The 18098-nt window shown below is 55.3% G+C and carries 13 protein-coding genes; 6 read left to right on the forward strand and 7 right to left on the reverse strand.

Annotation, left to right across the window (positions count from 1 at the left end; translation table 11 throughout):
- Positions 1–4 precede the first annotated feature (4 nt).
- Positions 5–985 carry an EF-P beta-lysylation protein EpmB gene (epmB, locus tag LG323_RS14045; protein ID WP_404420143.1) on the reverse strand — a complete coding sequence of 327 codons (981 nt, stop codon included), beginning with the start codon at positions 983–985 and terminating at the stop codon, positions 5–7.
- A gap of 117 nt (positions 986–1102) precedes the next feature.
- On the opposite strand from epmB, the gene efp reads away from it, so the two are divergent.
- Entirely contained in the window at positions 1103–1669 is a 567-nt protein-coding gene (efp, locus tag LG323_RS14050; RefSeq protein WP_310697689.1) for an elongation factor P, read from the forward strand.
- A gap of 10 nt (positions 1670–1679) precedes the next feature.
- A complete protein-coding gene (gene epmA, locus LG323_RS14055) occupies positions 1680–2639 on the forward strand; it encodes an EF-P lysine aminoacylase EpmA (RefSeq protein WP_404417470.1) in 960 nt (319 codons plus the stop codon).
- Positions 2640–2831: 192 nt separating this feature from the next.
- Here the strand turns inward: epmA and LG323_RS14060 are convergent, their stop codons facing one another.
- The 3 genes from LG323_RS14060 to LG323_RS14070 all read right to left on the reverse strand — a co-directional run bounded on the left by LG323_RS14060 (position 2832) and on the right by LG323_RS14070 (position 9943).
- Positions 2832–5939, reverse strand: a complete 3108-nt coding sequence (locus LG323_RS14060) for an efflux RND transporter permease subunit (protein ID WP_404417472.1) — start codon at positions 5937–5939, stop codon at positions 2832–2834.
- The gene (locus LG323_RS14065; RefSeq protein WP_404417475.1) at positions 5936–6964 is read right to left on the reverse strand and encodes an efflux RND transporter periplasmic adaptor subunit; all 1029 of its coding nucleotides are present in this window, start codon (positions 6962–6964) and stop codon (positions 5936–5938) included. The genes LG323_RS14060 and LG323_RS14065 overlap by 4 nt, the downstream gene beginning before the upstream one ends.
- A gap of 111 nt (positions 6965–7075) precedes the next feature.
- On the reverse strand, positions 7076–9943 hold the full coding sequence (locus LG323_RS14070; RefSeq protein WP_404417478.1) for an EAL domain-containing protein: 2868 nt from the start codon (positions 9941–9943) through the stop codon (positions 7076–7078).
- 268 nt (positions 9944–10211) lie between these two features.
- On the opposite strand from LG323_RS14070, the gene LG323_RS14075 reads away from it, so the two are divergent.
- Complete coding sequence (locus LG323_RS14075; protein ID WP_404417481.1) at positions 10212–11918, forward strand: DEAD/DEAH box helicase; 1707 nt, start codon at positions 10212–10214, stop codon at positions 11916–11918.
- A 56-nt stretch (positions 11919–11974) separates the two neighbouring features.
- On the opposite strand, the gene LG323_RS14080 is transcribed toward LG323_RS14075, so the two are convergent.
- Positions 11975–13000 carry a quinone-dependent dihydroorotate dehydrogenase gene (locus LG323_RS14080; protein ID WP_404417484.1) on the reverse strand — a complete coding sequence of 342 codons (1026 nt, stop codon included), beginning with the start codon at positions 12998–13000 and terminating at the stop codon, positions 11975–11977.
- Positions 13001–13192: 192 nt separating this feature from the next.
- On the opposite strand from LG323_RS14080, the gene LG323_RS14085 reads away from it, so the two are divergent.
- Genes LG323_RS14085 through LG323_RS14095 form a run of 3 tightly spaced genes read left to right on the forward strand, consistent with a single transcriptional unit; the run spans position 13193 to position 17217 of the window.
- Positions 13193–14713: an aldehyde dehydrogenase family protein gene (locus LG323_RS14085; protein ID WP_404417487.1), complete on the forward strand. Its 1521-nt coding sequence runs from the start codon at positions 13193–13195 to the stop codon at positions 14711–14713.
- Positions 14685–15854, forward strand: coding sequence for a nitric oxide-sensing protein NosP (nosP, locus tag LG323_RS14090; protein WP_404417490.1), 1170 nt, complete (start codon positions 14685–14687; stop codon positions 15852–15854). Before LG323_RS14085 ends, nosP begins: the two co-directional genes overlap by 29 nt.
- The gene (locus tag LG323_RS14095; RefSeq protein WP_404417491.1) at positions 15841–17217 is read left to right on the forward strand and encodes a hybrid sensor histidine kinase/response regulator; all 1377 of its coding nucleotides are present in this window, start codon (positions 15841–15843) and stop codon (positions 17215–17217) included. Before nosP ends, LG323_RS14095 begins: the two co-directional genes overlap by 14 nt.
- Here the strand turns inward: LG323_RS14095 and LG323_RS14100 are convergent.
- On the reverse strand, positions 17206–17844 hold the full coding sequence (locus LG323_RS14100; protein WP_310697191.1) for a response regulator transcription factor: 639 nt from the start codon (positions 17842–17844) through the stop codon (positions 17206–17208). The two genes, LG323_RS14095 and LG323_RS14100, sit on opposite strands and share 12 nt — an antisense overlap.
- A 14-nt stretch (positions 17845–17858) precedes the next feature.
- On the reverse strand, positions 17859–18083 hold the full coding sequence (locus LG323_RS14105; RefSeq protein WP_310697190.1) for a DUF2835 family protein: 225 nt from the start codon (positions 18081–18083) through the stop codon (positions 17859–17861).
- Positions 18084–18098 lie beyond the last annotated feature (15 nt).

Here is an 18098-nt window from a genome sequence, read left to right on the forward strand (position 1 = left end):
TTGTTTACCATCCCAGTGGTGTTTTGCTGGGTTGATCAGAATATTCACGAACCAGCTTCGGCACCAGATAGCCGGGGAGGCTGGCCAGTAATTGGGCATAGAGGTTTTTGGCCTGGGTATCATCCGTGGCAAAGTGAGCGGCTCCCTCTATCGGATCAAAAGCGTGTAGATAGTAAGGTAAAACATCGGCAGCAAACAGCTTTTCTGAAAGCTCAGCCAGGATTTCCGGCCGATCATTGATTCCCCGCAGCAACACGCTTTGGTTGAATAGAGTAATGCCTGCAGAGGTGAGTTGTCCAAGAGCTGTTGTTAATTCGTTGTTAATCTCCTGCGGGTGGTTGATGTGCAACACCAGGATGACTTTCAGGCGCGTGGCCTGCAACCAGTGCAAAAGTGGAGCATCGACTCGTGAAGGCAGAACCACTGGCAGGCGGGTATGGATCCGCAATCGCTGAATTTGAGGCAGCGCTTGCAACTGGGTAACGATTTCCTGCAAGCGCCGATCGGGTGTGGCCAGAGGATCACCCCCCGAGAAGATGATTTCATTGATCTTTGGATGGGCTTTCAGGTAATCAAGAATGGCCTGCAAGGCTCCAGCGCCCAGGCTGTTGTCGGCATAAGGAAAATGACGGCGGAAACAATAACGGCAGTTGATAGCACAAGCGCCTGATAGAGTCAGCAAAACCCGTGACTCATATTTGTGAATCAACCCTGGCAAGGGATTGAAGCGGGCCTCCTGCAGGGGGTCCGTCACAAAACCCGGCTGCTCAAGGCTTTCATCCGGGCTGGGCAGAACCTGAAGCAACAAGGGATCTTGCGGATTGCCTTTTTGCATACGTTTTACAAAAGAGCGGGGCACCAGGGTCTTGAAAAGACGATCCCCGGTTTGTAACCCTGGGGTTTGTCCGCGCAACTCTTGCGGGTTCAGGCCCAATTCCCGGCAGAGTTCCAGAGGGTCGCGAATGGCTTGGCGCAATTCAGTCACCCACAACGGGGATGTTTCGGGTTTTTCCACGAGAGCTAAGTGGTTACTGGCCTGGGTTTTGGGTATCATTGGCGACCGGATTTTTTATGTTTTAGGATCATTACAGAGAAGATAACTATGGCGAACGTTGCAACCAACGAATTCAAGGGCGGTCTGAAATTCATGCTGGATGGCGACCCCTGTTCCATGATTGATATAGAGCATATCAAACCTGGCAAGGGTCAGGCATTCACTCGTGTAAAATACCGCAATCTGATGAGCGGCCGGGTTGGTGAAAAAACCTTCAAGTCCGGCGAAAACGTGGAAGTGGCGGACGTCATGGAAATTGATATGGAATTCCTGTATTCCGATGACGAATTCTGGCACTTCATGAAAACCGATGGTTCTTTTGAACAATTGGGTGCCGATGCCCGAGCCATGGGGGATACCACCAAATGGCTGAAAGAACAGGAAGCCTACACAGTGACCCTGTATAACGGCGCGCCCATCAGTGTGACGCCACCTAACTTTATTGAGCTGGAAGTCACCGAAACCGATCCCGGCCTGAAGGGGGATACTGCCCAGGGCGGCTCCAAACCGGCGACCCTGACCACAGGTGCTGTGGTTCGCGTGCCCCTGTTTATCAATGAAGGTGAAAAACTGAAAATTGATACCCGCACCGGCGAATACGTCAGCCGCGCCTGATTTTCATCTTATGAACTGGCAACCTGGCAGCGGGCTGGCTCAAATGCAGGAGCGCGCTCGACTGCTGGCGGCGACCCGCCTTTTTTTTGCCGAGCGGGAGGTGCTGGAAGTCAGCACACCTGTACTGGCCACTGCCGGTGCCACCGACCCCTGGCTGGACTCCTTTACCACCCAGTTGCAAGGGCAAGCTCGGCCACAAACCCTCTACCTGCAAACCTCCCCGGAATTTTTCATGAAACGCCTGCTGGCAGCAGGCAGTGGGCCGATTTATCAACTGGGCCCCTGTTTTCGTAATGGTGAGTCCAGTTGGCGGCACAACCCTGAATTCTGGATGCTGGAATGGTATCGGCCCCAGTGGACTCTGGCTGAACTTCAGCAGGAAACCCGCGAACTGGTCGATGCGCTGCTGGGCGCTGAAGACTATCAGCAATTGACTTACAAACAGGCTTTTCTTGAATGGACGGGCCTGCATCCTTTTGCCGCCAGTCTGGAAGAGCTGCGTACAGCCAGCCATCTGTGTTCAAGTATTGATGCGGACTTGCTGGACAGAGATGGCTGCCTGGATCTTTTGATCAGCCACCGGATTGAACCGGCATTAAAGGCCCAGGGGCGGGTATTCCTGACGGACTTCCCGGCCAGCCAGGCGGCCCTGGCGGAAGTGGCTGAAGATGAAGAAGGCTACCCGGTGGCCCGGCGCTTCGAGTTGTATGTTCAGGGCATTGAGCTGGCCAATGCCTACCAGGAACTCACCTCGGCTGAAGAACAGGCCCGACGTTTTGCTGAGGATAACCGCCAGCGTCGGGAACTGGGCCGGGAAGAAGTGGCAGTGGATGCAAGACTCCTCGCGGCACTGCAAGCGGGATTGCCCCCCTGCAGTGGCATAGCCCTGGGATTTGATCGCCTGGTCATGCTGGCCTGCGGCGCGGACAGCCTGGACCAGATACAGGCGTTTAGTGTGGGGCGCTGCTGAAATGCATGGTAGGAGCTCGCTCCGCGAGCGAAAACCTGATCGCGCACGGAGTGCGCTCCCACAGCACAACCACAGCACAACCACAGGCTCTGAAGGTAGGGTGTAGGAGCTCGCTCCGCGAGCGATATCGGGTGGGAGCGCACTCCGTGCGCGATATCTTATCGTCCACGGAGTGGACTCCTACAAAGATTCCTAAGAGTTTCCTTCCTGCTGATAGGCCTGGCGCTGCTCTTCTTCCAGCTTACGGCTGACGGCATCCGGTGAGCCGGTGTGTCGAGCCAATAGGTTGTAGGTCAGGGGTACCACCACCAGGGTCAGCAGGGTGGCGAGGGCAACCCCGGAGAAAACCACTACACCAATGGCCTGGCGGCTTTCAGCACCGGCACCGGAGGCCAGCAGCAGGGGCAGAGTGCCGATCAGGGTGGTCATGGCCGTCATCAGGATGGGTCTCAGGCGCCGACGTGACGCTTCGATCACGGCACTGCCGAATTCCAGCCCCTGATCCCTGAGCTGGTTGGCAAACTCCACAATCAGGATGCCGTTCTTGGCCGAAAGGCCGATCAGCATGATCATGGCCAGTTGGGTGTAGATATTGATGGTTTCGCCGGTCCACCAGAGTCCCAGCATGGCTCCGGCCAGCCCCAGGGGGACGGTCAGCAGTACCACAAAGGGATGCACAAAGCTTTCAAACTGGGCAGCCAGCACCAGATAGACAATCACCAGGGCCATGAGAAAGACCAGCTCTATTGCGGCCGAGCTGTCACGGTACTCGCGAGACTCCCCCTTGTAGTCAACCACAGCATATTCGGGAAGCAGTTCAGCGGCCTGGGTGCCCAGGTATTCCAGGGCTTCACCCAGGGAGTAGCCCTCGGCTAGGGAACCGGACAGGGTGATGGAACGGTTGCGGTTGTAATGCGGAAGCCGGGCGGCTTCACCCACTTCTTCAAAACTCACCAGATTGTCCAGGCGGATCAGTTGCTCGCTCTTGTCGGAGCTGACCAGCAGTTTGCCCAGATCGTCCACTTCCAAAAGGCTGCTGGGTTGGCCGACCAGCCAGACATCGTATTCGCGTCCACGTTCAGCAAAACGGGTGATGGCACGCCCGCCCAGCATGACTTCCAGGGTTTCCCCGATCCGCTGTGCGGAAACACCCAGTTGGGCTGCTCTTTCCCGGTCGATGCTGGCGCGCAGTTGCGGTTGGGTCTGGCTGAAATCGGTTTCCAGATCGACCAGACCGGGGTTGTCTTCGGCTGCTTCCTGCAGGGTGCGAGTCCATTCCAGAATTTCATCATAGTCGCTGCCGCCCAGGACAAATTCCACAGGAGTCCCGCCACTGCCCCCCAGCGGTGAACGAACCCTGGGGAAGATGGTGACATCGGGGATGTCGGCCACGCTCTGGCGAATCTCCTGCAGGACATCAAACACCGAATCGGGTCTTTCCTTCCAGGGTTTGAGGCTGAGAATCAAAAAGCCGGAATTATCCCCCTGGGTGGACCAGCCGGGAGAGCGCAGGGTGATGTTGTTCAGGTTGGGGCCATCCAGTAACGGCATCAGGCGCTCTTCCACCATTTCCATGGAAGCTTTCATGCGTTCAGCACTGGAGCCTTCCTGGCCACGAACAAAAACAAACACCGAACCGGTATCTTCCTGGGGAGCATAGGCTTTGGGTAACTGGGTAAAGCCCCACCCAGTGGCACCCAGGGTCAGGGCAAGAAGGACCAGGGCCAGCCAGCGGTGTTTCAGCCCTTTATTCAGCAGCTTCTGATAACCCTTTTCGAGTCCGGTCAGCCCGCGGTGAATCAGGCGTTTGCGCTCGCCTCGGGTATGTGCCTTGAGTAGCTGAGAGCAGAGCACCGGGGATAGAGTCAGGGCAATCAGGCTGGAAAAAGCCACGGCAGCAGCCAGGGTCAGGGCATATTCGCGGAAAAACTGGCCGACGGTGCCTTCCAGAAAAATAATCGGCACAAAGGTGGCAATGAGCACGGTGGTGGTGGCCAGCACCGCAAAACCCACTTCCCGGATACCCACCCAAGCGGCCAGCAATGGGGGCTTGCCTTCATCCAGATGGCGGTGAATATTTTCCAGCACCACGATGGCATCATCCACGACCAGGCCGATCGCCAGCACCAGAGCCAGCAAGGTCATCAGGTTGATGGAAAAACCAAACAGGGCCAGACCGATAAAGGCCGCAATCAGGGAAACCGGCACCGTTACGGCAGGAATCAGGGTGGCCCGGGGGCTGCCCAGGAAAATGAAGATGACCAGAACCACCAAAACCATGGACAGGCCCAGAGTGAAGTAGACTTCATCTATGGCGCTCTGGATAAACAAAGAGGCATCGTAGGTGGTATCCAGAGTGGCTCCTTCCGGCAGGAAAGGCCGGAAGGCATCCAGTTCTTCGCGTACGGCTGCCACCACTTCCAGAGGGTTGGCCGTGGAAATGGGTTCTATGGCCAGACCGATGACATTGCGGCCATTGGAGCGGAACAGCTGGTTGGTTTCCTGGGCACCGGTGCTGACTTCGGCCACATCACCCAGGCGCAGGCTGTCACCATCCCGGGTGGCAATCACCAGGCGAGCAAACTCTTCCGGGGTGTTGTAGCCACGTTCCACCTGTATCTGCAGAGTGCGCTGAGGGCCTTCCAGTTCACCGCCGCGCACTTCCATGTTTTCCTGACGCAGGCTGTTGATGACATCGCTGGCCGTCAGTTGCCGGGCGTTCAGGGCCGCCGGGTTCAGCTCGACGCGCATGACGTATTTGCGCTCCCCAAGCAGGCGCACATTGCTGACCCCGGTGACCAGACTGAGGCGCTCCTGCAGGGTGCGTTCGGCATAGTCGGTCAGCTCAAGGCTGTCCATTTGTTCGCTGCCCAGAATGATGTAGAGCAGGGCATCGCCTCCACCCCCTCTTTTACGAACCTGGGGGGTACCGGCATCTTCCGGCAAATTGCGGCTGACCCGTGAGACGGCTTCGCGGACATCATTGGCGGCCGCATCCAGGTCACGGCTCTCGCTGAAAGTGATGACGATTCGGGAAACACCCCGGGCGGTGTTGGATTCAATGAATTCCACGCCTTCAATACCGGAAAGCTGGTCTTCAATCGGGTTGGTCACCTGCAGTTCCACCACTTCCGGCGAAGCCCCGTCAAAATAAGTCATGATGCTGACTTCAGGCTGGGTGACATCCGGGTATTGGCGCAGGGGCAGGTTCTGCCAGGCCAGTACACCAAAAACAATCAGCAACAGGCTGATCACCAGGGCAAAAACCGGGCGACGAATGGCCGTTTCAGAGAGCTTCATGAGGCGTCATCCACGGATTCCACCACACGAACCTGCATACCTTCGCGCAGCTTGACCACGCCCTGATCGATCACCTGGTCACCGGCTTGCAGCCCTTGGATGATTTCAATTTGTTCGGCGCGGGTCGTGCCGATGGTCACCACTTTGCGGGTGACCTTGCCTTCATCATCCAGCATGAACACCGCTTTTTCCTGAGCGTTATAAGTCAGGCTGCGGGCCGGTACCATCAAGGCTGTACGGGGATTGGAGTGAAGGGTCAAGCTGGCCAGCATGCCCGGGCGCAGTTTTCCCTCCGGGTTTTCCAGAAGGCCACGCACGGGCAGGTTGCGGGTCACCGGATCAATTCGGGTGCCCAGGGAGACCAGTTCGCCCTGAAAATCCTGATCCGGCCAGGCGGCAACCTGGGCGGTGATGGCCTGACCCTCTGCCAGCAGCGACAGGTGCTTTTCGGCCAGAGCAAAGTCAATCCGCATCCGGCTCAAATCATCCAGGGTGGTCAGGGTCTGGCCAGCATCCAGCAGCATGCCGTCGGTCAATTCCTGCTCACCTAGACGACCGCTGAAAGGGGCCAGAATCCGGTAGCGTTCCACTTCGGCCTGAATGGCCAGCATCTGGGCTTCAGCCGTATCCACTTCGGCCTGCTGGGTATCCAGTTGATCCTGGGAAATGGATTGACTGGCCTGAAGGCGTTGATAGCGCTCCAGCTGGCGCTGGGCCTCACGTAGGGTGACCTGCGCCTGCAGGAGGCGGGCGCGGACTTCACGATCATCCAGCTGTACCAGCAAGTCGCCCGCTTCAACATAAGCTCCGTCCTGCAACTTCAATTCCGTGATGCGTCCAGCCACCTGGGTGCGTAACTCGGTTGAGCGCCGGGCTTCCAGAGTGCCGGTGGCATACAGGCGTTGACTCAGTTGGGTTTCCTGCACGCTGGCCAGAGTCACGGCAGGTTCACGGGCATAAGCAGAGTGCAGAGCCAGCAGTCCGAGCAGAAAAGATAAAGCAATGAATTTCAATAAGTCTTTCATAGAGTCAACACTTGTGGGGTAAGCCTCTGGGAAATACCTTGAGTCTGTAAATCAAACAAAAGGTTCCTTGCCTGGGAATGAAGGCTAGCAAGTTTTTGTATCAGGATAATGTCAGGCCGGTAAGGCAAGGTCATGGCTGGGTTGGGGGCGACCGTGCAAATAGCCCTGCACGCTGTTGCAGCCATTTGCAACCAGAAAACTCTGCTGCTGCGGGGTTTCCAGGCCTTCAGCCAGTACTTCGATATCCAGGCTTTTGCCCAGACTGATGATGGCCAGAATAATGGCCTCATCCTTGGGATTCTTGCCGATGTCGCGCACAAAGCTGCGGTCAATTTTCAGACGATCCAGAGGCATGTATTTCAAACGATTAAAGGATGAGTAGCCGGTACCAAAATCATCCAGGGCCAGGCGATAACCGGCCAGACGCAGGGATTTGAGTTGGGTAAAGGCAAAATCAGGGTCCTGGTGCAGCAGGGTTTCCGTGATTTCCAACTCCAGTTGTTTGCGGCTCAGATCATAGGCATCAACGATAGTATTCAGCTGATCAATAAAATCGGACTGTAGGAGCTGTTGCGGTGAGATGTTGATGGCCACGCAGGGAACCTGAAAACCTTCGTTCTGCCACTGGGCAATCTGCCGACAGGCCAGATCAATGATTTGCCAGCCCAGGGGGACGATCAACTGGGTTTCCTCGGCCAGAGGAATAAATTGATCCGGTGGGATGCGTCCATGAACAGGGTGTTCCCAGCGCACCAGGACTTCCAGTCCGCACAACTGCATATCGGACAGGCGGTGCTGGGGTTGATAGTGCAGAACCACTTGCGGGGTGTTGATGGCCAGGCGCAGATCCTGTTCCAGCTCGAAATTTTTACGGGTCTGAGTCGTCTGGCTGGATTGATAAACCTGATAGCGGTTTTTGCCTTTGAGTTTGGCCTGATGCAGGGCGGTATCGGCATTGCGGATCAGGCTGTTGGCATCTTCACCCAGCTCTTTGCTGAAAGCCACGCCCAGGCTGGCCGTGATCTGCAGATGCATGCCTGCTGCCTGCAGAGGTTGTGCCGTGACGTCCAGCAGGTGCTGGGCCAGGGCCAGGCTGCTGTGGGTATTCTGATCGGAAGCCAGGGTTTGCACCAGAATGAATTCGTCACCGCCCATGCGATACAGCTCGGCCTGACCCTGGAATTCCTGCATCCAGCGGGCAGACAATTCGATCAAAAGACTGTCCCCGGTCAGATGGCCCAGGCTGTCATTGATCAACTTGAAGCGATCCAGACCAATAAACATCAGGCTGATTCGGGAATGACCACGAAAATACTGATCCAGATCCTGCTCCAGCTTCAGACGGTTGGGCAGTCCGGTCAAGGGATCGTGTTCCGCCTGGAAGGTCAGGTTGCGGGTTTGTTCCTTGACCCGGTGTGCGAGAGTGGTTTCGCGGTTATGCATGCCCAGAATGACCCCGGAAATCAAGGCGCTGATCAATACCAGAAGGCTTTGAAACTGCAGGGTGTTAACCCCCGGGCTGAGGTTCTGGTAAGCCAGACCTGCCGCGGCATGAAACCGCCATTCCTGCTGGGCAAAATTGAATGTAAAACCTTGCTGGTGAAGAGGCGTGGTTATGTCCTGATGATCCCCGGAAATATAAAAGGGCTGATCGGCTGATGCTTCGGTAATACTCACCTGAACACCTTGCAGGTTGCTTAATTCCACTGCTGTTTCAATCATCCGGCTGACCGTAAAGACACCCACCATAAAACCGGCCAGCCGTTTTTCCGTGCTGAGCAGCTCGGCATTTCCGGTTTTCTGGTTGAGGTAAACCGGCTGTAAAATCAACAAGCCGGGTTCATCCGGTGCCTGGGTGAGGTTCAGAATTTCGGTGGCCACCGGGCGTCCGGTTTTCTGGGCCTGTATCACCCAGCGACGCCGATCCTCAACCGATAAAAGGTTAAAGCCCAGGGCGGCTGTGTTTTTGCTGAAGGGCTCCACATATTGCACCGGAATCAGGGGGTCATCAGGCTTGGGTGACTCCCCATAAATGGCATAGTCCGGATAGTTCAGCAATTGCCGTGTGGTGCTTTCAAAATCCTGGCGTTGTTCCGGCTGAATGATGGGGTCCCAGGAGTAAGCACGAATCGAGGCATTGTCAGCAAATATTTCTGCAGTGGCTTCCTGGAATTCATCGGGGGACATTCCCAGGTTCTGGACAAACTGACTCTCCAGCTTGCCCAGATCAGCCAGGTTCTGTTGATGAAGAAGATTGAGGTTGGCGTGAAAGACATCAACATCGCGTTGAAAGTTGCGCTCCAACTGGGAGTTGATTTGCATCATGTAGGCCTGATTGGCCAGGAGCACAGCCAGCAGGGTGCCGGCAAACAAAGTGATCACACGCCGATAAAGCGCACTGGTGGTGGGTTCCCGTCGGGAGGTCAGCATGGCCAGTAGCATGGGAGTAACCAGCAGGACACCAAAGGCATCCCCCAGCCAACGGCGTAGCCAGTCGTTCAGCAGGCCGGTGTTGGCCGTGTATTGTGGGGGTGAAATCAGGTGCAGAGTGATTGCGGCAAGGCTGGCACTGATCAGGGAAACTGCAAAGCCTACATAAAGAATAAAGCGAATAACGCGCCCTTCGCCACGGGTCGTCAGGGGGTTACCGATCTTGTTGTGTACCAGCCAACTGCCCAACCAGGCCTGCACAAGCACGCCACTGGCAATAATTGCAGAGGTTGCCACCAGAGCCAGGCTGATGTTTATCAGTTCCCAGTCGGCCAGATGGAGAAGGTTGAAGAAAAAGCTGCCCAGCCAGGCACCCGGCAAAAGTCGGTAACCAAAGTTGATGCCCACGGCCAGGGCAATGCCGGAAGGAATCCAGAGGGGGAGAATTTGGGACTGGAGGCCGGAATGACTGACGGTAACACCAGCCAGAAAATAGGCCAGTGCTAAAAGCAGGATGCCACCTGATAAATGCAGAGTCCGTTGAGTCAAACTGCTTCCTCTCAGTCTCCAGTTGAAGAATGGATCAACAATTCAGACTAACGCTTTCTGGAGGTGAAAGCTAGTCGTCAGCAATCCAGATCAAGATGAAAATCATGATTCAGCTGGCATCATAAAATGCCTTATGTTAAAATGGCGTTTCAACTTCAACACATCACTGAGCTGGTGTGTTCCCTGCATCAGGCTGACGTTGCCCTTTCTTGATTGTGTATCGGGCCCGCGCCCGCCTCTGCGTTTATCTGTAACTTAGGTATAATTGATGTCTAATGACGCAAGCCTGCCCGCTTTTGACGAGCTGGGCCTTCCTGACTTTTTGCTTTCTTCCATTGAATATTCAACCCCATCACCCATCCAGGCACAGACCATTCCTCTGTTGCTGGAAGGTCATGACCTTTTGGGTCAGGCGCAAACCGGCACGGGTAAAACCGCTGCTTTTGCCCTGCCGATCCTGGCACGCCTGGATCTGAGCGTTAAACTGCCCCAGGTTCTGGTTCTGGCACCCACCCGCGAACTGGCGATGCAGGTCGCAGAATCCGTGGAAAAATACGGTGCCAACCTGAAAGGCGTTAAAGTCGCCAACCTTTATGGCGGTGCTGAATATCGTGAACAAATGCGCTCCTTGCGCTCCGGTGCCCAGATCGTTGTTGGCACCCCCGGTCGTGTTATGGATCACATGCGCCGCGGCAGTCTGGATATTTCCCAGCTGCAGACCCTGGTTCTTGATGAAGCCGACGAAATGCTGCGTATGGGCTTTATTGATGATGTGGAATGGATTCTGGAACAGACCCCGGCCCAACGCCAGGTGGTTCTGTTTTCCGCCACCATGCCGGATGTGATTCGTCGCATTGCCCAGCGTCACCTGAAAGACCCCAAAGAAATCCGTATTGCGGCCAAGGCACGCACTGCCGATACCATCACCCAGCGCGTCTGGATGGCCAATGGTCTGCCCAAGCAGGAAGCTCTGGTGCGTATTCTGGAAGCAGAGCCCACGGATGGCGTGATTATCTTCACCCGCACCAAAGCAGGCTGCAGCGATTTGGCTGATTTCCTGAATGGTCGTGGTTTGCGTGCTTCTGCCCTGCACGGTGATATGGCTCAGGCCCAGCGTGAACAGGCCGTCGACAAGCTGAAGAAAAGCCAGCTGGATATTCTGGTGGCTACCGATGTTGCTGCCCGTGGTCTGGACGTCGAGCGTATCAGTCACGTCATCAACTATGATCCACCCCATGACAGCGAATCCTACGTTCACCGTATCGGTCGTACCGGTCGTGCCGGTCGCAGTGGTGAAGCCATCCTCTTTGTAACGCCTCGCGAAAAGCGTTTGCTGTTCAATCTGGAGCGCAGCACCGGCCAGAAAATTCAGCCCATGGAATTGCCCAAGGCTGCAGTGATCAATGCCAAGCGCAGTGACAAGTTTAAAGAGCAAGTGGTTCACGCCATGCAGGCCAGGAATCTGGAAGACTTCCAGAAACTGGTCAATGAAATCCATACTGAAACCGATGCCGACCCGCTGCAGATTGCTGCGGCTCTGGCGAAAATGGTTCAGGGCAACACGCCGCTGTGGGTTGAAGACATCAAGCCTCGTCCCATGCGTGAGCGTAATGATCGCCGTGATGAAGCACCACGTGGTGCTCGTAACAAGGGCGCAGGTCGTTCGCGTGAACTGGAAGCTGGCATGAAGCGCTATCGCATGCCGATTGGTCGTTCACATGGCGTCAAGCCTGCCAATATCGTGGGTGCGATTGCCAACGAAGCCAACATCTCCAGCCGCAACATTGGCCGTATTGATATCCAGCAGGACTTCAGTACTGTTGACCTGCCTGAAGGCATGCCCAAGGCTGTTTTCCAGGCACTGGCTCGCGTTCGGGTCTGCGGTGTACCGCTGAACCTGACCAGCCGTGAAGGCATGTCCGGTAAACCCGGAAATGATGACGGTAGCCGCCCTGTGCGTCGCCGCTCAGCCTGATCGCTGAAAGCTGAATAGAAAAGCCCGGCCTTGTTTTACAAGTGCCGGGCTTTTTTTTAGGTTTCTTTTATGGCTGCTATGGCTTCAGCGCATTCGTGGATCAGTGAAGGCCCACGGTAGATAAAGCCTGAGTAGAGTTGAATCAGGCTGGCACCAGCCTTGATGCGCTCCACAGCATCTTCTGCAGAAAAAATTCCACCCACACCGATGATGGGCAACTCCCCTTCCAGCGCTTCGGTCAGCTTGCGGGTGATGATGCAGGCTTTTTCCGTCAAGGGTTTTCCAGACAGGCCGCCTTCTTCGTTGCCAAACTCCAGACCCTCCACGGCGGTTTTGTCGAGCGTGGTATTGGTGGCAATCACGCCATCCAGTTTCAATTCTCTTAGGGTGGCGGCCAGGCTTTGCAGTTCTTCGTCATTCATGTCCGGTGCCACCTTGACCAGCAGAGGGACGTAACGCTGGTGCTCATCAGCCAGCCGTTGCTGGGCCTCCTTCAGAGGCTTGAGCAGATCCTTCAGGGCTTCACCGTATTGCAGGCTACGCAGGCCGGGCGTGTTGGGTGAAGAAATATTGACGGTGACATAATCCGCCTGCTCGTAAACCCCTTCCAATCCCAAAAGATAATCATCTACGGCATTTTCAACCGGAGTGGTCAGATTTTTACCCAGGTTGATGCCCAGAAGACCAGGGAAATGAGCCTTTTTGACTTGTTTCAGCAGGTGTTCCAAGCCTTTGTTGTTGAATCCCATGCGGTTGATGATGGCTTCCTGTTCGGGAATCCGAAACAGGCGCGGTTTGGGGTTGCCGGGCTGAGGCTTGGGGGTGACAGTGCCGACTTCAATGAACCCAAAGCCCAGACTGCCCAGACTGTTGAGATGATCGGCGTTCTTGTCCAGGCCTGCCGCCAGACCCACCGCATTGGGAAATTCCAACCCCATCAGCAGGATGGGTGAGTGAATCGGCGTGGCCGTAAAAGGGCGGGTCAGATGCAGGCGATGGGCGGCATCCAGACCTTCCAGAGCCAACTGGTGAGCGGCTTCACCCGAGAGTGTAAAAAGTAGTTTACGTGCCAGTGAATACATGAAAAGCCCCGTGACAGAAGATGGTTTTTGGGCATTATAGCAGTGTGGGCCAGTAAAACAGACTCAGTACCAAAGTACTGGTTTTTTCAGTGCCAAAGCACAAGTGTGAATTTCATGGGCAGCCACTAGGCTGTAAGGGTCTTGATAACTTCAGGATCACCAACCCAATTACAAGAATAAGAGGCTCGTCTCATGATTTATGCACAACCTGGTCAATCCGACTCCGTGACCCAATTCAAACCCCGTTATGACAATTTTATCGGTGGCCAATGGGTGCCACCGGTCAAGGGACAGTATTTTCAGAATGTTTCCCCGGTAACCGGAGAAAACTTCTGTGAAATTCCCCGCTCCGATGCAGCCGATATCGAACTGGCACTGGATGCAGCCCACAAGGCAAAAGCGGCCTGGGGGAAAACCTCAGTGACTGAACGCTCCAACCTGCTGTTGAAAATAGCCGACCGCCTGGAGCAGAACCTGGAAGCCATAGCCGTAGCCGAAACCTGGGACAACGGCAAGGCTGTTCGGGAAACCCTGAATGCTGATGTTCCCCTGGCTGTTGACCACTTCCGTTACTTTGCCGGTGTGATTCGTTCCCAGGAGGGCTCAATCGGTGAAATTGACAACAACACCGTTGCTTATCATTATCATGAGCCGCTGGGTGTTGTTGGACAGATTATTCCCTGGAACTTTCCGCTGCTGATGGCGGCCTGGAAAATGGCTCCGGCCCTGGCCACGGGTAACTGCATTATCCTCAAACCGGCCGAACAAACCCCCTGGTCCATTCTGAAATTTATTGAAGTGGTTGAAGACCTGCTGCCTGCAGGGGTTTTGAATGTGGTCAATGGCTATGGGGCAGAAGCCGGTCAGGCCCTGGCCACCAGCAAGCGCATTGCCAAGATTGCCTTTACCGGTTCCACGCCCGTTGGCTCGCACATCATGAAATGCGCCGCTGAAAACATCATCCCTTCCACGGTGGAATTGGGCGGTAAATCACCCAATATCTTTTTCAAGGATATACTGGATCATGAAGACAGCTACCTGAGCAAATGCGTGGAAGGGGTGGTGCTGGCCTTTTTCAACCAGGGTGAAGTCTGCACTTGTCCTTCCCGCCTGCTGATCCAGGAAGAGATCTACGACACCTTTATTGCCAAGGTGATTGAGCGCAGTCAACAGATCAAGCGCGGCAACCCCCTGGATACTGAAATCATGGTGGGTGCCCAGGTGTCCGAGGAACAGTTCGACAAAATTCTCGGTTACTTTGATATCGGACGCGAGGAAGGTGCCGAAGTCCTGATGGGGGGTGGCAAGGAGCAGTTGGATAGTGAGTTCAACAAGGGCTACTATATTCAGCCCACGCTGCTCAAAGGTCATAACAAGATGCGCGTGTTTCAGGAAGAAATCTTTGGCCCGGTGGTTTCAGTCACCACCTTCAAGGATGAAGAGGAAGCGCTGGCCATTGCCAACGACTCGGAATTCGGCCTGGGTGCTGGCCTTTGGACGCGTGACATGAACCGGGCCTATCGTATGGGGCGGGGCATTGAAGCGGGCCGGGTGTGGACCAACTGCTATCATCACTATCCAGCCCACGCAGCCTTCGGTGGCTACAAAAAATCCGGTGTCGGCCGTGAAAACCACAAGATGATGCTGGAGCATTATCAACAAACCAAAAACCTGCTGGTCAGCTATGACGTCAACCCCATGGGCTTTTTCTGAAACCAGCCAACCCCTGAAGGCTGCCAGCTCCTCTGCCAGTGATCCCTGGCAGGCAGCAAAGGAGCTGGCAACCCAACTGAACCACCCGGATTTGCGCTGGGTGGTTTTCTTTTGTTCGGCAGAATACCCCCTGCCGCAGCTGGCCCAGGCCCTGAATACGGAATTTGCAGGGCAGGAACTGGTAGGTTGTACCACGGCCGGTGAATTGGGGTTGCAGGGCTATGCCCAAGGCTCGATTACCGCGCTGGGCTTCAGTCAACAAGCTTTTTCCCTGGCGATTACCCTGATCCAGCCGCTGGAAAACTTTTCCCTGGCCAGTGCACAGCAGGAGGTCAACCAACTGCTGGAAACCAGCAAGCAAAACTTTTCCGGTCAGGGGCGGCATTTTGCAATGACCCTGTTTGATGGCTTGTCCAGTCAGGAAGAACTGGTTCTGGTTGCCCTGAATGCAGCTCTGGGTGGCATTCCTCATTTTGGTGGCTCAGCCGGGGATGATATCCGGCTGGCCAATACCCATGTCTTTGTGAAAGGTGCCTTTCATAACCGGGCTGCAGTCCTGATTTTGTTTACCACCTTGCTGCCTTTTGAAGTCTTCACCACCCATCACATGCAACCTCTGGAAACCAAGCTGGTGGTCACCGAAGCCGATGCCGCTCAGCGCCGGGTATACGAACTGAACGCCCGTCCGGCTGCTGAGGTATACGCCGAGCTGACCGCTGTTCCAGTCGAGCAGTTGTCACCTCTGACCTTTGCCCTGAACCCCCTGGCAGTGAAGCTGGGCCAGGATTTTTATGTGCGTTCCATCCAACAGGTGCATGCAGACCTCAGCCTGACTTTCTACTGTGCTGTGGGTAAAGGCAGTGTCCTGACCGCAATGCAGCCACAACCCTTGCTGCCGGATTTGCAGCAGTGTTTTGCGCGTATTCGGGAAAGAATCGGCAAACCCTTGATGACCCTGGGGTGTGATTGTTTTCTGAGGCGTCTGGAAAGTGAGCAGCAGGGAGAAAAAGAAGCCGCTTCAGCCTTCCTGCGTAAACACCGGGTCATAGGTTTCAATACCTATGGTGAGCACCATGCCGGTCTGCATATCAACCAGACCTTTACCGGTGTGGTGCTGGGAGAAGGTGATGCCAGCCAATAACTCCGATTCGCTGCAGCACCTCAAGGAAGAGAATCTGCGCCTGAAAAAAATCAATCGGGCGCTGATTGAAAGAGTTGAAGCTGGCAACAGCCTGTCAGAAGCGCCCTATGCCGCTTTTGAGCATGCCGCCGCCCTGGCTGAGCAGGTCAGGGAAAGAACCAGTGAACTGACTCGTTTGAATACTCAGCTGCATCAGGAAATCAGGGAACGCAAAATGATGGAAACGAGTTTGCTGGAAGCCAAACAGGAAGCAGAAGCAGCCAATGTTTCCAAAAGCAAATTCCTCACCGCAGTCAGTCATGATCTCCTGCAGCCCCTGAATGCCGCCCGCCTGTTCACTTCGGCTCTGGAAGAAAAACAACTGGAACCCGTGACCAGCCAACTGGTGACTTCTGCCAGCCGCTCACTGAATGATGTGGAGTCTCTGCTGAGAACTCTAGTGGATATTTCCAAACTGGATGCCGGGGCCGTTCAGCCGGATAAAGCCTGCTTTTGTCTGGCAGAGTTACTGGATAATCTGGGCTCGGAGTACCAGCAGGTGGCCGCCAGTAAAAATTTGCAATTCAACTGGGTCAGCACCCAGACCTGGGTGGAAACGGATCAGCATCTTCTGGCCAGAATTTTGCGCAATTTTCTGGCCAACGCTTTGCGTTATACCCCAGCGGGTGGGCGTTTGTTGCTGGGTTGTCGGCGTCAAGCCGGCAGCCTGCTTATCCAGGTCTGGGATACTGGCCTGGGTATTCCCGAAGATCGGCTGGAAGATATTTTTCAGGAGTTTCAGCGTGTTCAGCTGGAGCCGGTGAATGGCAAGGATCAGGGGCTGGGCCTGGGGCTGGCCATCGTCGACAAGATGGCGAGAATGCTGGGGCATCCGGTCAGGGTGGCTTCCTGGCTGGGCAGGGGTTCGATGTTCAGTGTTGAAGTGCCCCGAGTGAGAGCCGCCGAGATCAGCAGACTGTCAACGGACCCCTTGTTGAGCAAACAGAAGTGCCTGAACCTTGCCCGTGTATGGGTGCTGGATAACGACCCGGCCATCTGCGAAGGTATGCAGCAATTACTGGAATCCTGGGGTTGTCAGGTGATAACGGCAACGCATGCTGTGGAATTGGAGCAACAAGCCATCCGTGATTCCCTGGGGCCACAGCTGTTGGTCGTGGATTATCATCTGGACAAGCAGGAATCCGGTCTGGATGCCGTGCGTTTGCTGAAAAGCCGTTTGCAGAAGGAACCGGCCGTGCTGGTGATTACCGCCAACCACAGCCACCAGTTGAAAGCCGAGGTCAAGCGTGAAGGTTATCAGCTGCTTTACAAGCCGGTTCGCCCCTTGCGCTTGCGCCAGGCTTTGGGACAGCTACTGGGTTGAAAAGTGTTTCTGGGCTGCCAGGGCAAGCTGAACCCGGTTTTTGAGCTCCAGTTTATGCATGATGGCGGCAACATGCCCCTTGACCGTGGTTTCCGCAATCTGCAAGTGCCAGGCAATTTGTTTGTTGGACTCGCCCAGAGCCATGCGTTCCAGAACTTCCAGTTGTTTGCGGGTCAGCTGTTGCAGGGCAGCCGGGTGAGGGTCTTTGCTGAGGGTCGGTGTTTCGGCCTGACGGATACTGTGTGAAGGCAGGTAAACCTGTCCGGTCAGGAGCAACTGCAGAGCCCTGGCCATTTCTTCGCGCGGTGAGGCCTTGGATATAAAGCCGATGGCCCCTGCCGTGATGGCTTCGAGTACGACCTGGCGGTCATCCTCTGCGGAAATGATGACCACCGGAAGTGTGGGGCGCTGGGCATGAAGCCGACTGATACCCTCAAAGCCCTGCATACCCGGCATTTTCAGATCCAACAGCAAAAGGTCAACTTCTTCTCTTTGCTGGATCATCTCCAGAGTGGTGTCCAGGTTTTCGGTTTCCAGCAGCAGGGAACCCGGAAAGGTGGCCGCCACAACATCCATCATGGCTTCACGGAACAGGGGATGATCGTCGGCAATCAGAAAGGTATACACCGGTTGCTGTTCTCCTAAGTAGAAACCCTTTCAATGGAAACAAATTGCCCCTGGTCATTGTAGGTAATACGAAACAGCCCGTGGATGCCGTTGCTGTCAACCATGTTGCGCAGCAAACGGCGCGGGAAAATAATGCTGCGCCCGTCTACGGTGTGGGTTCTGGCATTGGGTGCCTGGCTGGTATAAAACTCCAGGCACTCGCTTACCCCCATGTTCAGGCGCACATAAACACTAGGCATTGACGGTCAGTGATC

The organism is Marinospirillum sp. (genome assembly GCF_044810985.1).
Taxonomy (GTDB): Bacteria; Pseudomonadota; Gammaproteobacteria; order Pseudomonadales; family Halomonadaceae; genus Marinospirillum.